The organism is Mangrovicella endophytica (genome assembly GCF_002893625.1).
GTDB classification, from domain to species: Bacteria; Pseudomonadota; Alphaproteobacteria; order Rhizobiales; family Rhizobiaceae; genus Mangrovicella; species Mangrovicella endophytica.
Map to the genome: position 1 here is coordinate 333,433 of NZ_PKMZ01000003.1, position 15,093 is coordinate 348,525.

A 15,093-nucleotide genomic window follows, 5' to 3' on the forward strand; every position below is an offset into this window, starting at 1 on the left:
AAGCCCGGCATGAGAGCCGGGCTTTGCGATTCACGTGAAACGACAGAGCACGCTCAGGCGGCAGCGCCCTTGATCCAGTCGACAAGCTTCGACTTCGGCGCGGCACCCACCTGCACGGCAGCCGGCTCGCCATTCTTGAACAACATCAGCGTGGGGATCGAGCGGACGCCGAACTGCGCGGCGATGTCCGGGTTCTCGTCGATGTTGAGCTTGACGATCTCGACCGCGCTCATCTCGTTGGAGATCTCCTCCAGGCTGGGTGCGATCATCTTGCACGGACCGCACCACTCGGCCCAGAAGTCGACGACGACCGGCTTGGCGTTGTCGAGGACGTCCGACTTGAAACTGTTGCTGTCGATCTTCTTCGTGGCCATGGGAGGCTCCTTGGGAGGCGTTCAGGTTCTTAGGTAGAAGGCCAACTGAGCCAAATCAAGCTGAGGGGCGTGAACGCAGCGGTCGGCGGATCGGCTTCCTTGACACGCACCATGCTCAGTGATCCTGTAGGTGATGCAGCTGCTGGTTGTTGCCGAGCTCGGGTGCTGTCATGCTTCGGGATGGTCGCTTCTTTCGTGCGATGCCGCCTCAGCGGCGCTTGCGGGTCTTTGTGGCTGCAGTCCTCTGGCTCGCCGCGCTTCTGAGCCTTGGCTTTCTCTCTTCGGCGGCGTTCGCGCAGGCTGGCTATGAGCGGCCCGTCAATCCGGGAGGGGGCGAAGCGTCGTCGTCACCACCGCCGGGCGATGCCGCCAGTGCAGAAAAGAAGGCCGTCGACGACTGCCTTAGGCAGTGGGAACTCAGACCGGACGCCGCAGCGATGGAACGCTTCATCCGAGCCTACTGTGGCCAAGAGAAGGTCCTTGACCCCGGGAACCCGACGGCATCCACCGATCCGCTGCTCGAACGTGGCGACCTCGTCCTCGCTCCGCCGGTGTGAGCCTGTGCAAACTCGCTTCGTCGAACCCTCCGGGATAGCGCGATGCCGCTCCTGATGGACTGGCTCCTGATCGTTGCCGCCTCGGCGCTGGTCTTCTGGCTGCCGCTCACCTTCCTCACACCGGCGGAGCAGCGATGGCCGGCCTTGCTCGTCTTCGTCGGTCTTGCGGCGCTCGCCACGACGGCAGGTATGACCGGAGGCCTGAGCCGCGTCGGCGTCGTCGGCAACATCATCTCCGCCACGCTGGGGCTGATGGGTGGTCTAGCGGCCTATCTCTTCGCCAGTGACCGTTCCAAGGGCAGCATCGTCTCGATCTGCGCCGCGGTATTTTCGCTCGCCCTCTTCGCGTCCTATTTCGACGCCGCGGGACGACGGGCCAAGCCGGAGCGCTACGCCTACTGGCGAGGCGAGTGCATGCGCATCTACACCGACGAGAAGCTGCTGACGCAGCCTCTCACCTCTATGGTGGCCGACCGGTCCTTCGGCGATATCTGCGCAAGGGTATTCGCCACCGAGCGAGACCTTCTGATCGGTCGCTAAGACCCCTGCTTCGGGGCAACCGCGAGGGCTGTCCTGCCGAGGCTGGATCAGGCCGCCTTCTCGAGCTTCCGCGCCCGCGCCGCCAGGGCCGCTTCCATCACTTCTCCCGGCACCGGGATGGGCGTCGGCCCTTCGGTGAAGAGCAGCAGCGCCTCGATCGTACGGCCGGGATAGAGCGGCTGCAGGAGCGCCCGGTAGAGGGCGAGCTGCAGGATGTGAGGCTGCGGCACTGTTTCGAGCGTCGTTGGCGCCGGGCGATTGGTCTTGTAGTCGACGATCGTCACGACCTCCTCGGTGACCGCCATCCGGTCGACTGTGCCGGAAACCGGATAGAACCGCTCGCCGAGAACGACTTGGCCTGCAACGGAGACCTCGGCGCGGCTGCCCGGCGCAAAGAGAGCCGCGAAATGCGGAGCGTCGAGGACCGCCAGGACCTGGTCCAGCATCGCCTCCCGCGCCTCCGCCGCAAACCCGCCGGCGGACGCTGCAAGGTAATGTTCGCCGGCCGTTCGACGCTCCTGCGGCGTAAGCTCCGGCAAAACCTGCAGCAGGCGGTGGACGAGCCGGCCGCGCTGAATGGCCTGAGACGGCTCCATCGCGGCGGGATCGCCGAGCACGGGCGAGACATAGCCGGCAGCGGCTGCGGCAAGCACGTCCTCTTCCCTGTCCAGCAGCGCCGCGCCGCCGGCCGAGGACGGCGTCAGCGGCCGCGGCGGCAGCACTTCGGGCGGCAGCGGGGCGAGTTCGATCCGGCGCCCGCCGCGGTACGTCGCGTCCTCGCGGCCATCGACAGCCGTCCTGGCGCCACTGCCACCAGTGTTCGCCGCGCCATCGATTGCGGCTGCTGAATCCGGCTCGGCCGAGCCGAACCGCCAGGCGACCCGCTTTCCCTCGGGATCAAGGATTTCGCGGCAGGTGCCGCCGACGGCCGCCTCGACGCGCTGCAGCCAGCTGTCGGCATGCGGCCCCCTGACGCCGGCCGTGCCGCAGACGACGAGCCGGTCAGCCGCGCGCGTCATGCCGACATAGAGAAGCCGCCGGTATTCGTCCTCGGCGCGGTTCTTCTCCCGCTCGCGCAGCGCAGCCACCGCCCCGTTCTCCAGCGGCTTGGCCGCCCGCCAGAGGAAGCCCGGCTGCTGCCCGGGATAGAGGCCGGGCATGTCCTCCCACTCCATCAGCCGCGCACCATGGGTGTGCGAAGAGGGGGCCGAGCCGGGATCGACCAGGAAGACCACCGGTGCCTCCAGTCCCTTGGAGGCGTGTATGGTCATGATCCGCACCTCGTCCTTGCCGTGCTCCATCTCGCGCTTGATCTCGGGCGGCGAGGCTGCGAGCGTTTCGAGGAACGCGTCGAGCCCGGTGCGTCCGGCGCGCTCCTCCGCGAGCGCCAGATCGAGAAAGGCGTCCAGTACCTCGCCGGCGTCATGGCCGAGCCGCTCGATCAGCTTGCGGCGGCCCCCGTCCGGCCCGAGTACACGGGCGTAGAAGTCGAAAACCGGCTCGAAACCGGCGCGGTCGCGTAAGCTCTCCAGGCGAGTGAAGGCGTTCGCGGCCTTGGCGAGCAGCGCCGCCTCCGCCGTCGTCGCCACGGCCGCCGACTGGATGCGCGCAGGCCCTTCTGCGCCGGCCAGCCGGCGGAGCCCAAGATAAAGCCCTTCGTCGCGGTGGCGGGAGAGCGCCAGCGCCATCAGCTCGTCGTCGCTGAAGCCGAAGAGCGGACTTTTCAGCACCGCCGCGAGCGAAAGATCGTCCTCGGCATTGGCGACCGTGCGCCCGAGCGCGATCAGGTCCTGCACCGCGATGTGGTCGGTGATCACCAGCCGATCGGCACCGGCAACAGCGATGCGGACGTCGCGCAGCGCCCGGTTCATCGCCTCGACGAAGCCGCTGCGCTTGCGCACGAGGATCAGCACGTCGCCGGGTGTGATCGCGCGCACCACGCCCTTGTGGCGGACGGGCTGGCCGATCCAGTCGCGGATCGTCGCGGCAATGCGCTGGGCGAGGCGATTGGCCGGCGCGTTCTCCGGCTGGACGTCCAGCGGCGTCAGCCAGTCCCGCGGCTCGGCCACGCTTTCCGCCTGGACCACCGGCCAGATCTCGACGAGGCCGGGCTCGGCGCCGCGGGCACTCTCATGCACCGGCGCTTCACCGTCCGATGACAGGCCGCGGCGGTTCGACGGATCGGCGAAGACGGCGTCGACCGCCTGCAGCACGTCCGCGGCAGAGCGGAAGGACTGATGCAGCGCCACTTGGCGGAACGTCAGTGCGGCCTCGGCCGCGCGCCGTTCGAGGTCGCGCCGCTCGCCGGCGAACATGGCTGGCGAAGCGCCCTGAAAGGAGTAGATCGACTGCTTCTCGTCGCCGACGGCAAAGACGGTCCGCACGCCCGGGCGGGCCGAGGCGCCGGCGAAGAACTCCTCCACCAGCTGGCGCATCACCTGCCACTGTCGTGGGCTGGTATCCTGCGCCTCATCGATCAGCACGTGGTCGATGCCCTGGTCGAGCTTGTAGTGCACCCATGACGAGGCTTCCGAGCGCGACAGGAGGTCGGCGGTGCGCACGATCAGGTCCTCAAAGTCGAGCCGGCCGCGGCGCCGCTTCAGAGCCGCATAATCCGTCTCCAGCCGATCGGCGATGACGAGAGCGGCGCGGCTCGCCCGGAACAGGCGGAGTGAAGCAAGCCGCTCCTGCAGCTCAAGGCAACGTTCGCCGGCGCGGGCGAGCCGCTCCTCGATATCGGGCACGGCCGCCGCCACAGCCTTGGTGGCAAAGCCGCGGATCGAGGCTCGGACCAAGCCCTTGGAGTCCAGCACCAGCGCGACATAGGCCTCAAACCGTGAGCCGCCCGTGCCACCTTCGGCGAAGGAAGCAAGGCGTGTGGCGAGCTTGCCGTCGCTGGCCGAGGAACTCGCCGCAGCTGAAGTCGCAAGCGCCCGGCAGCTTTCGGGATCAAGATGTGGGCACGGCCAGACGGTTGACAGCAGCGCCGCCTCGTCCTCGTCCTCGCCGACGTCGAGCGCGGTTCGCATGAGCGCGATCGCTTCGTCCAGCCCGCCGGCCTCCTCGACATGCCGGCGGATGGCGTCGCGCTTGCGCACGATCTCGCTGATCAGTCCATCAAGACCGAACTCGCCGCCGAGCGACAAGGCCTCGGCAAAGCTGTCGGCAAGAAGCGCCGCGTCGGGCCCAAGCGCCGAGGCGTCACTGGCGCGGGTGATCAAGAGGCGCCGCGCTTCGGCCAAAAGGAGGGCGCTCTCGGCATCGTCCAGCACCTCGAAATAACCCGGCACGTTGGCTTCGAGCGGAAACTGGTGGAGGATCGCCTCGCAGAAGGCATGGATGGTCTGAATCTTCAGCCCGCCGGGCGTGTCCAGCGCCTTGGCGAAAAGGCGACGGGCATCGGCCAGCGCTTCGCGCGATGGTGCGGTACTCGTGAGCCGGCTAAGTTCAGACTTCAGCGCTGCTTCATCGGCCGTCGCCCAGGCGGCGAGACGGGCGAAGACCCGGTTCGACATCTCGGCGGCGGCGGCCTTGGTATAGGTCAGGCACAGCACCTTGGAGGGCTCGGCGCCGGCCAGCAACAGTCGCACCACCCGCTCGGTCAGCACATGCGTCTTGCCAGAGCCGGCATTGGCCGAAACGAAAACGGAGAGGGCGGGATCGGAGGCGGTCGCCTGCGCGGCGCGTGTCGCTTCGCTGACGACAAAGCCGGTCATGCCTCGCCCTCCGCCAGCGCCGTGTCGCCATCGGCGCCGATCGACCACTCCCGTGCTCGTGCGAGGTGGTCGTAGGGGCCGGAGAAGTCGCCGGCGAGGAACGGCCGGGTGCGGGACGTGAAGGGATGCGCCGGATTGCGGAAAGCGGCCGCAAGCGTACGGAACCGCTCCAGCGCGCTGTCCGACAGGTCCTCGGCCGTGACCGGCTCGCCCGTCGCCTTGTCGATATGGGATAGCCGCTCGTCGTAGAACTCGCGTTCGCGCAGGCGGACATAGAGGAGGTCGGCGACCCTGGTACCCTCGGCAAAGCCCGGGAAGGCGCCGAGCCGCGTCATTGCTCCTTCCAGCGGCAGCTGCGGCGCCAGCAGCGTGCGCGCCTGCGAGAGGGATGGTGAGGTGCCCGTCTTGAAGTCGATGATCTCCACCGAACCATCCGCCATCAGGTCGATGCGGTCGGCGCGCCCGGCGAGAACCGTCTCGATGTCGTCGAAGACGGCGCGGCCGGAGAGCTCCGCGTCGCGCCGGGCGACCGCCCCGGCCCGTCCGCGCTCCCAGGCAACGACGTTGGTGGCGAGCGTCTGCATGCGCGGCCACCAGATGGCGGCGACGTCGGCGGGCAAGGCGGCTTCGGCGAAGCGCCTGGCTGCGATCGCGAGCAGCCGTTCCTCCGCATCGGAAGCTGTCGGATCGATCCCCTCCATGACGAAGTCGGCAAGGATGTCGTGAAAGAGCGTGCCGCGCTCGGCGGCATGCGGCGCGCGGATCAGCTCCGGGAGTGGATCGAGCTTCAGGATGCGCCTGGCGTGCACCGCATAGGGATCGCGGATCAGCGTCTCCACCTCGGTGATTGAGTAATTGCGCGGTCGCGCTGCCAGCGGCGGGCGCGGCTCGGGACGGCCGATCCGCGGCGCGTCCTCGGCCGTGTCGAGCCCGCGTGCGGCGTCGAGGTACACGGTCCCCTCCCGGCGCATCCGCTCGGCCGCCTCTGGTCCGGCGACCGCGAGCAGCCGCTGCAGCCAGCGCGAGGGAACCGCGGGCGCGCCGCCCGTCCGTGCGGCTCGCGCGAGCACCACGCGTTTTGTGCCGAGCGCCATCCAGATGTCGTGGGCGGCAAGGCCGATGCGCCGCTCCGGCGGATCGAGGGCCAGTTCGGCACGCATCAGCCGCGACAGGAAGGCGTCGCTGCGGGCACCCGCTGGCCAGGTCCCCTCGTTGAGGCCGCCGAGGATCATCGTGTCGACGCTCTGCAGCCGCGCCTCCAGCGCGCCCCAGACGAAGGCCCGGGCGGATAGGCCGCCGCGCGGGCGCACCGTCTGGTCCGCCATCAGCGCGGCGCAGACATCGCCAAGCTCGGCCGGCTCGAAGGCAAAGCCGCAGGCCGGTGCCTGCACCAGTTCAGACAGGAAGGCGGCGAGCGCCGCGCCAGTCTCGGTCGCATAGAGGTGCGCGGCATCCCCATCCGGATCGGCGGCAAGGGCTTCGAGGCTCTGCGTTACAGCCTGGGCGAAAGCTGCAATCTCCGCCGGCGCGCCGTCACGCAGGCGGGTGAGCGGCGACAGCGCCGTCTCCAGGCGCTCCGCCATTGTCGCAGCCAGATCGCGCTCCTCGGGTAAGATCAGCGTCACCGGGCGCGCCAGCCGGGCGCCCTCCGCCTCGGAGGCGGCTCGCGCCGTGGCGTAGAGCTGCGAAAGGCTGGCAGCGTCGGCGATGCCGACCTGGCCGCGCAGCGCGATCATCTCCAGCGTGCGCGCGGCGCGGCGTGCATCCGCCGCCGTGAGGCCAAGCCGGGTCAGCGGGTGCTTCAGGAGCGAGATCAGCGCCACGGGATCGCCGGGCGACAGCGCCACGTCGATGCAAAGCGCCAGGAGCGCGCCGGGTGCGGTGGCGGAGAGCGGCCGGCCGGCGGAATCATTGGCCTCGATGCCGAAGCGCTTTAGCTCCACCACGACGCGGCGGGCAAGGTTGCGGTCGGGCGTCGTCAGCGCCACGGTGGCACTCGGATCGGTCAGGGCGTCGCGCATCGCGCAGGCAACAGCCAGCGCCTCCGCTGCCTCGTCGGCCGCCTCGATCAGCGCTAGGCCGGTGGTCGCCTCGGAACCGTGCCGCCGGACGGCGGCCCAGGCATCGGATGTCTCGGCCGGCCGCAGCGCATCGGAGACAAGCGCTTCGCGTGCCCGGAGTGCGCCGTTCTCCCCCGTGTCGGCAACGAGCGGCGTCACGGCTTCGCGCGGCAAGAGCAGGCCGGCCAGGATACGTTTCAGGCCGAATTGCGAATGACCGGCGGAGGCAAGCGAGCGCGCCGCATCGACCGCTCCGAAGTCGGGCTCCGACAGATCGCGATCAAGCCCCGGCATCACCACGGCGCCGAGCGGCAGATTGGCCACGGCCCGCATCAGCGTGAGCGTCGCGGGCGCCGTCGCTGTTGAGCCGGCAATCACTACCGGGCCAGTGCTGCCGATCTGGCGGTAACGCTCCGCTTCCGCGACCAGCCAGGCGTTCCGCGCGCCGACTTCGCTGGCAAGACCACGTGCGGCGAGTGCCTGCGGCCAGTGTTCGGTCACGATGGACAGGAAGGTCAGCGTCAGCTGCCACCAGCTGGCGAGCCGCTCGGGTGCGAGCTGCGCCAGGGCGCGGAAGTCGGTGCCTTCTGTCTCCGCCTCGTCGAGCAGCACGGCGAGGTCGCGGGCGAGCCACAGCGCATCGGCGGACGAGGCGGGCAGCACGATCTCGCCGCCGACGAGTGCGGCAATCTCGGCCTCCCTGGTGCGCGAGCGCCATTCCCGCACCAGCCGCGCCAGCGACAGGCGCCGCTCCAGATCGTCCATGACAGGCAGAAGCGCGGCGCCGGCGCCAGCCGCGGCAAAGAGGCCCACCTCGTCGTTCTCGCCGAGCGGCAGGATGCGCGGCAGAATGGCGGCCTTGCCGCCGAGGAGCGCCGTGAAGGCGGCGCCGAGCTCGCGTGCGGCACGCCGTGTCGGCACGTAGATCGTGGCGCCGGCAAGGGCCAGCGGATCGCCCGTGGCGGTGAAGCCTGGCACGACCCGGCCGTCGATCAGGCCGGCGGCGAGCGTCGGCAGGAAAGGCTGGCCGGGCGGGATCGACAGGACATTGGCGCGCATGCCGCCAAGCTAAGCATCAAGGCCGCGATTCGCATCCCCGCAGCGCATGCGAGAGGGTCGGGCTGTGCAAGGTCAGCCTTCTCCAAACCCCTAACGCGGCACCAAGGGCGGCTCAGGCCGCGCTGGCGGCGCTCGCGACGAAAGCGGCCTCGGCAGCCGGGATCGACTGCGGCGTGCCGACGGTCAGCCACAGCCCGTCGAGCCTGACGCCGAAGAGCCGGTCGGCCTCGATGGCTTGATCGAAGATGCGGTTCAGCGAGAACTTCTCGGCAACCATGCCGGCAAAGACCTCCGGCTTGATGATGGCGGCTCCGGCATAGATGAAGGGCGACATGTCGCGCTCGGCGACCCGCCGCAGCCGCCCCTCCGGATCCATCACGAAGTCGCCGTTGCCGTCATAGCCGGTCGCCTGCGCCATGTCGGCGATCAGCAGACACACATCCATACGCGCCGGGTCCCAAAGCTCGGCGAGGAGATCGAGATTGTCGCGGTAGCCATCGATCCAGAAGGTGTCGGCATTGATGACGAAGAAGGGCTCGGAGCCCAGCTGGGGCAGCGCCTTGACGATGCCGCCGCCCGATTCCAGCAGCGCCTCGCGCTCGTCCGAAATGACGATCTCGACACCCTTGATACGGCGCAGATGCGCCTGCAGCAGGTCGGCAAGGTAGTGGACGTTGACGACGACACGCGTCACGCCGTTGCGCGCCAGCGCCTCGATCCCATAGTCGATCAGCGCCTTGCCGCGAATTTCCACCAGCGGCTTCGGAATGGTCGAGGTGATCGGGCGCATGCGCTTTCCGAGGCCTGCGGCGAGCACCATCGCTGTGGTCGGGCGCGGCGCGCCGCTGCGGTTCTCTGTCATGGCTGGACTTCCAACGAGGCGGCGTCCTCGTCAAAGACGCCGAATTGATCGTAGAGCGCGGCCAGCTCCCCGAGGTCTGGATGGGTCAGCGTACGCTTCAGATAGCCTTTGATCCTCGGAATGTGACGCAGGTATTGCGGTTTGCCGTCGCGCTCGAGAAGACGGACGAAGATGCCGAGAATCTTGGAGTTGCGCTGCGCCGCCATGATCGCATAGGCGCGCCGGAATCCGGTCTCATCAAAGTCTGGCGAAGCCTTTCGCCGCGCCGCCAGATAGGCGGAAACGAGCCGTGCCTCCAGCTCAGCCGAGACGTCGACGCGGGCATCCTGCGCCAGCGATGCCAGGTCATAGGCGGACGGACCGATCAGCGCGTCCTGGAAGTCGATGATGCCGATCCGCCGGTGCCCCTCCGCCTCGTCCCGCCAAATGACGTTGGGCGAGTGAAAGTCGCGCAGGACGATGCTCGTCTCGGCCGCATCCAGCTGGTCGAATAGCCGGTTCCAGACGCCGTGGTAGCGGGCGCGATCATCGTCGGAGAGCGGCGCGCCGCGCATCCGTGGCACGTACCAGTCGGTCAGGAGCTCCGTCTCGATGTGGAGCGCGCGCCTGTCATAGGCGGGGACCTCGTAGGTGACGTCCGGTGCAACCGGAATGGTATGCGGCCAGGCCACCTGGTTGAAAGCGGCGAGGCAGAGCGCCGCCGCCTCGTAGCGGTCCGGCACCGGCCGTCCCTCGGCGTCGAGCAAGGTTTCGCCGCCGAGATGCTCGATCAGCAGGAGGCCGGCGTCGAGGTCGGCGGAAAGGACCTCGGGCGCCGCAAAGCCTTGCTCCGTCAGTGCCGACGCAATGGCGACGAACGGCACCACGTCCTCGGCGAGATGGGCGATGCGGCTGTAGGGCAGGCCGTCCCGGATCGGTGGCCCGTCCGGCCGGCGCGGGGAGTCCATGAGGACAACCGTCTCGGTGCCCGTCGTCACCGTCTCATAGCGGCGCGACGAGGCGTCGCCCGTGAAGGCACGGCGCGTGCCGTGGCCGCGTCGGGCGGCCGCCAGGAAATCGCGGATCGCCAGCGTCCGGTTGACGGCGACGACCGCCGCCTCGCTGCCGCCGAAGACGGCGATACGCCCGCCGGCGGCCTGCGGCTCGAGACGGATCGACAGGTCCGCACGCGTCAGGAGATCCGGCGCGCGCTCCGGCCATTCTGCCAGGACGACGCCGGCCTCCAGCGCCTCGTCGAGGCCGAGTTCGTCGATCTCGTCGGGCGCTCCGATGCGGTAGAGGTCGGCATGGGTAACCGGCAGGCGCGTCTCGTAGGGCTGCACCAGCGTGTAGGTGGGCGAGGGCACCTCCAGTGCCGGATCGCCAGCGAGCGTGCGGATCAGCGCGCGCGCCAGGGTTGACTTGCCGGCGCCGAGATCGCCGGAGAGCGCGACGAGCATGCCCGGCTTCAGCGCGAAGGCGAGATCCTCACCCAACCGCAGCGTCGCGGCTTCATCGCGAAGCGTCAGGCGAATCTGCGGCGCGCTACGTGTGTCGATATCGGCGGAGATGGCGGGATCACTCGGCGGCATTGTCGTAGCGGTCCTTGTCGGTGGCGCTCGTCTCGCCGCCACCGGGCGCATCCGGCTGCAGCGGGAAGCGGCAGATCACCGTCGTGCCAGTTTCGGGGCCGGACTGCACCGCAACGGTGCCGCCATGCAGTTCGACAAAGCTTTTGACGATCGACAGGCCGAGCCCGGCGCCGGACTGGCGGCCGCCGACCGGATCGGATTCGAAGCGCTCGAAGATGCGCGCCACCTGATCCGGCGCAATGCCGGGACCATGGTCGGTGACGGCGAAGGACACAGCTTCGGCGTCGCGCCGCGCCGTCAGCTCGACGGTCGAGCCGGACGGGGCGAAGTTCGCCGCATTGGACAGGAGGTTGAAGAGGATCTGGGTGACGCGGTGGGCGTCCGCCCTGAAGCTCGGCCCGGCCGCCGCGACGTCGATGGCAATGGCGATGTCGTTCTCGCGCAGGCGGTCGCGGATCGCCTCAGCGGCGTGCTGGGCGGTTCCCGCGATGTCGACGTCGCTCAGCTCCAGCTCCATGATTCCCGCATCGATGGTGGCGAGATCCAGAATGTCGTTGACGATGGTCAGCAGCGCCGAGGTCGAGGTCGAGATATAGTCGAGATACTCGCTCTGCCGCTCGTTCAGCGGTCCTGTCTCATGCGAGCGCAGCAGCGCGGAGAAGCCGATGATGTTGGTAAGCGGTGAGCGCAGCTCGTAGTTCACGTGCTGGACGAAATCGGTCTTGATGCTGTTGGCCTGCTCCAGCGCCTCGTTGCGCTCGCGCAGCATGCGCTCGGCCTCGCGCGCATCGGAGATGTCGCTGAAGGTCAGCATGGTCTGGCCGCCCGGCAGCGGGACGATGCCATAGGCGAGAATGCGGCCGTCGGCGAGTTCGACTTCGCCCGCCTCGGTGTCGCGCGGGCCCTCGTCGAAGGCGGTGATGGCGTGGGTGAAGTGCGACCAGTCCACGGCCGGAGCAGCGCCCGCCGACGCCGGTCGAAACGCGACCGTCGTCGTCTGGCCGATCGCCGGCATGCGCGGCTTGGCGGCAAGAAAGTCGGTGGTCAGGCCCCACATTTCGCCGAAGGCGGGGTTGGACAGGCGCAGCCGGCCATCCGGGCCGAACACCGCGACCGCTTCCTTCAGATAGTCCAGCGTCTCGCCCTGCAGGCGCACCAGCGAGCGCAGCCGGCTTTCGAGCTCCAGCTTCTCGGTCAGGTCCTCGAACACCCAGGTGGCCCCGCCCTGCGGCTGCGGGCTGGCGAAGACGCGCAAGGTCCGCCGGTCTGCCAGGTGCCAGACCGTATCGGTCGGCTCGGTCGAGCGATAGGCGGCCAGGATCTCGTTCTTCAGCTCGCGCAGCGGCCGGTCTTCCGGTAGCGTCCCGCGCGAGCGCAGAAGGTCCAGCATCGACATCTGGTCGGGCGCCGTGTCGAGATAGGCTGCCGATAGGTCGAACAGCTTCTGGAACGCGGCATTGTGGTAGATGAGGTGGGTGCGCTCGTCGAAGCGCGCGACCGCTGTGGTGAGCTGGTCCAGCGTCTCAGCATGACTGGCAATCGTCTGGCGCAGCTCCATGCGCACCGTTTCCGCTTCGGACACGTCCGTCGCGAGGCCCGCCGAGCCGATCGGCCCGGCCGTCTCGATGACCCCAAAATTGCGCCGGTCGGCGGCAACGACGGTGGAGAGCCTGTCGTCGAAGCGGCCGCTCGCCTTGACGCGTGCGGCGATCAGCTCGCGATCGGCGCCATTGAAGAACTCGGTCTGCTGCGACAGCACATCCGCCACCGATCGCTTGTCGACGGCAGCGGCATAGGCCTGGTTGACCCAAAGGAGCTGCCCGTCGGCATCGCGCAGCCAGAGCGGCATCGGCGCGGCGTCGAACAGCGCCTGCATCGTCTCGATGGTGGCGATCGCCCGATCATGCTCGAAGCGAAGGTCGGTGAAGGCCTCCCGCATGCCGGCCATAGTGGTGAAGCGGACCAGCGCCGCCGCGCCGACCGTCGAGCCGCAGGCTTCCAGCAAGCGCCCCTTCGGCAGGTCGAGTTCGATGCGGAAGTGTTCGCCGCTTGCCGTCAGGCGCTCGATGGCGCCCTGAAGGCGCAGCGCGGCCGCCGGCTCCAGCCACTCCGAGAAGGCGAGAAAGCGCCGCGGCTCCACCGGCGCGCCGGACGCACCCGGCAGGCTGCCGATCACCTCGGGCTCGCGGCCGCCGCGATAAAGCAGCAGCCGCTGATCGTCGCCCGCGAGCAGCGAGGCACGCAGCTCGACTTCGCTGCGGCTTTCGGAGAGCTCGCTGCGTAGTGCCTCGTTCTCCTGGACGATCGCGGCGCGCTGGCGGATGAGCCAGAAGGCCGTGAGCATCGCCGTCCCGATGGAGAGGGCGATGAGAGCGAGAAACAGCGTCTCCACCGGCGTGACGCTGACGCCCATGGCATCGGGCATCGCCTGCGCCGAGGCCGGGGAGGAGGGCAGTGCGGCCAGCACGGCCGGCGCGAAACAGATGGACAGCCGGGCCGCACGCCAACGCGGAACGACGTTCGATCGCAGCTTTCTGCTGCTTCTGCAGCCGGAATCCGGCCGCGGCCGGTCGCCGCCGCGGCGCCCGACTCCGCTCATCCAGTCCATTCTTGCCCCCGTAATTGCCGCCGCAGCAAAGTGTGGACGCAATACACAATCATGGCCGCATCCCCGTCGCCGCCATGATTCGGCCAATCTAGTCCCTGGGGGAATCAGCGAAAAGCGCCGATCGGCCACGCCATGACAAAAAGAAAGCCGCGGATCTGCAATCCGCGGCTTTCCCAATCATCAAAAGGAGCCTGAATGGCCCGCGCCGGACGATAGCGCGGCTCGAATGCCGCCGCTTGCCGCGACGCCCGTCAGTAGCGGTAGTGCTCGGCCTTGTAGGGACCCTGCGGCGTGACGCCGATATAGGCAGCCTGTTCGTCCGACAGTTCGGTCAGCTTCGCGCCGAGCTTGCCGAGATGCAGGCGGGCCACCTTCTCGTCGAGGTGCTTGGGCAGCACATAGACCTCGTTCTGGTACTTCTCGCTCTTGGTGAAGAGCTCGATCTGCGCCAGCGTCTGGTTGGTGAAGGAGGCCGACATCACGAAGCTCGGATGGCCGGTGGCGTTGCCGAGGTTCAAAAGCCGGCCCTCGGAGAGGAGCAGAATGCGCTTGCCGTCGGCGAACTCGACGAGATCGACCTGCGGCTTGACGTTCGTCCACTTCAGGTTGCGCAGCGACGCCACCTGAATCTCGTTGTCGAAATGGCCGATATTGCCGACGATGCACATGTCCTTGAGCAGGCGCATGTGGTCGAGGGTGACGACGTCCTTGTTGCCCGTCGTGGTGATGACGATGTCGGCCGTCGGAGCCGCGTCCTCGAGCGTGACGACCTCATAGCCGTCCATCGCCGCCTGCAGCGCGCAGATCGGGTCGACCTCGGTGACCTTCACGCGGGCGCCGGCGCCGGCGAGCGACGCCGCCGAACCCTTGCCGACGTCGCCATAGCCGCAGACGACCGCGACCTTGCCGGCCATCATCACGTCGGTGCCGCGGCGGATGCCGTCGACCAGCGACTCCTTGCAGCCGTACTTGTTGTCGAACTTCGACTTGGTGACGCTGTCATTGACGTTGATCGCGGGGAAGGGCAGCAGGCCCTTCTTCTGCAGCTGGTAGAGACGGTTGACGCCGGTCGTCGTCTCCTCGGTGACGCCCTTGATGGCGTCGCGCTGCTTGGCAAAGAAGCCGGGGGTCAGCGCCATGCGCGTCTTGATCTGGGCGAAGAGGATCTCCTCCTCCTCGCTGCCCGGGTTGGACAGGACGTCCTCGCCGGCCTCGGCGCGCGCACCGAGCAGGATGTACATCGTGGCGTCGCCGCCATCGTCCAGGATCATGTTGGACGGCTGCCCGTCCGGCCACTGGAAGATGCGGTCCGTATAGGTCCAGTAGTCCTCCAGGCTCTCGCCCTTGATGGCGAAGACCGGCGTGCCGGTCGCCGCGATCGCGGCAGCCGCGTGATCCTGCGTGGAGAAGATGTTGCAGGAGGCCCAGCGCACCTCGGCGCCGAGCGCCTGCAGCGTCTCGATCAGCACCGCCGTCTGGATGGTCATGTGGAGGGAGCCGGTGATGCGGGCGCCCTTCAGCGGCTGCTCGGCGCCGAACTCCTCGCGGCAGGCCATCAGGCCGGGCATCTCCGTCTCGGCGATGACGATTTCCTTGCGGCCCCAGTCGGCGAGACCGAGATCCTTGACGACATGATCCTGAGATGCGGCCATTGCTGATCCGTCCATGATGTGCGGGATGAAAAGGGAAATGCCGAGCCTGTCGGTATGGGACAGACCTCTAACAGGTCGCCGCGGCCGACACAAG

General features: G+C 68.5%; 9 protein-coding genes. 2 read left to right on the forward strand and 7 right to left on the reverse strand.

What is annotated here, in order from left to right:
• Positions 1-53 precede the first annotated feature (53 nt).
• A complete protein-coding gene (gene trxA / locus C0R46_RS10425) occupies positions 54-374 on the reverse strand; it encodes a thioredoxin (RefSeq protein WP_102959549.1) in 321 nt (106 codons plus the stop codon).
• Between the two features lie 170 nt (positions 375-544).
• On the opposite strand from trxA, the gene C0R46_RS10430 reads away from it, so the two are divergent.
• Together C0R46_RS10430 and C0R46_RS10435 are read left to right on the forward strand one after the other, a co-directional pair.
• Positions 545-931: a hypothetical protein gene (locus C0R46_RS10430; RefSeq protein WP_102959550.1), complete on the forward strand. Its 387-nt coding sequence runs from the start codon at positions 545-547 to the stop codon at positions 929-931.
• A 42-nt stretch (positions 932-973) separates the two neighbouring features.
• A complete protein-coding gene (locus tag C0R46_RS10435; protein ID WP_102959551.1) occupies positions 974-1,471 on the forward strand; it encodes a hypothetical protein in 498 nt (165 codons plus the stop codon).
• A gap of 47 nt (positions 1,472-1,518) precedes the next feature.
• On the opposite strand, the gene addA is transcribed toward C0R46_RS10435, so the two are convergent.
• The 6 genes from addA to ahcY all read right to left on the reverse strand — a co-directional run bounded on the left by addA (position 1,519) and on the right by ahcY (position 14,999).
• Positions 1,519-5,187: a double-strand break repair helicase AddA gene (gene addA, locus C0R46_RS10440; protein ID WP_102959552.1), complete on the reverse strand. Its 3,669-nt coding sequence runs from the start codon at positions 5,185-5,187 to the stop codon at positions 1,519-1,521.
• The gene (gene addB, locus C0R46_RS10445) at positions 5,184-8,306 is read right to left on the reverse strand and encodes a double-strand break repair protein AddB (RefSeq protein WP_102959553.1); all 3,123 of its coding nucleotides are present in this window, start codon (positions 8,304-8,306) and stop codon (positions 5,184-5,186) included. Before addB ends, addA begins: the two co-directional genes overlap by 4 nt.
• A 112-nt stretch (positions 8,307-8,418) precedes the next feature.
• Positions 8,419-9,168: a nucleotidyltransferase family protein gene (locus C0R46_RS10450; protein ID WP_102959554.1), complete on the reverse strand. Its 750-nt coding sequence runs from the start codon at positions 9,166-9,168 to the stop codon at positions 8,419-8,421.
• Complete coding sequence (gene tsaE, locus C0R46_RS10455) at positions 9,165-10,739, reverse strand: tRNA (adenosine(37)-N6)-threonylcarbamoyltransferase complex ATPase subunit type 1 TsaE (protein ID WP_102959555.1); 1,575 nt, start codon at positions 10,737-10,739, stop codon at positions 9,165-9,167. Before tsaE ends, C0R46_RS10450 begins: the two co-directional genes overlap by 4 nt.
• Entirely contained in the window at positions 10,726-13,206 is a 2,481-nt protein-coding gene (locus C0R46_RS10460; RefSeq protein ID WP_245413518.1) for a sensor histidine kinase, read from the reverse strand. The genes tsaE and C0R46_RS10460 overlap by 14 nt, the downstream gene beginning before the upstream one ends.
• Before the next feature lie 392 nt (positions 13,207-13,598).
• A complete protein-coding gene (gene ahcY, locus C0R46_RS10465) occupies positions 13,599-14,999 on the reverse strand; it encodes an adenosylhomocysteinase (RefSeq protein WP_102959556.1) in 1,401 nt (466 codons plus the stop codon).
• Positions 15,000-15,093 lie beyond the last annotated feature (94 nt).

Excerpts from the sequence above, each read along its gene's own strand:
- trxA (WP_102959549.1), bottom strand. The coding sequence starts at position 374 with ATGGCCACGAAGAAGATCGACAGCAACAGTTTCAAGTCGGACGTCCTC.
- C0R46_RS10430 (WP_102959550.1), top strand. The coding sequence starts at position 545 with ATGCTTCGGGATGGTCGCTTCTTTCGTGCGATGCCGCCTCAGCGGCGC.
- C0R46_RS10435 (WP_102959551.1), top strand. The coding sequence starts at position 974 with ATGCCGCTCCTGATGGACTGGCTCCTGATCGTTGCCGCCTCGGCGCTG.
- addA (WP_102959552.1), bottom strand. The coding sequence starts at position 5,187 with ATGACCGGCTTTGTCGTCAGCGAAGCGACACGCGCCGCGCAGGCGACC.
- addB (WP_102959553.1), bottom strand. The coding sequence starts at position 8,306 with ATGCGCGCCAATGTCCTGTCGATCCCGCCCGGCCAGCCTTTCCTGCCG.
- C0R46_RS10450 (WP_102959554.1), bottom strand. The coding sequence starts at position 9,168 with ATGACAGAGAACCGCAGCGGCGCGCCGCGCCCGACCACAGCGATGGTG.
- tsaE (WP_102959555.1), bottom strand. The coding sequence starts at position 10,739 with ATGCCGCCGAGTGATCCCGCCATCTCCGCCGATATCGACACACGTAGC.
- ahcY (WP_102959556.1), bottom strand. The coding sequence starts at position 14,999 with ATGGCCGCATCTCAGGATCATGTCGTCAAGGATCTCGGTCTCGCCGAC.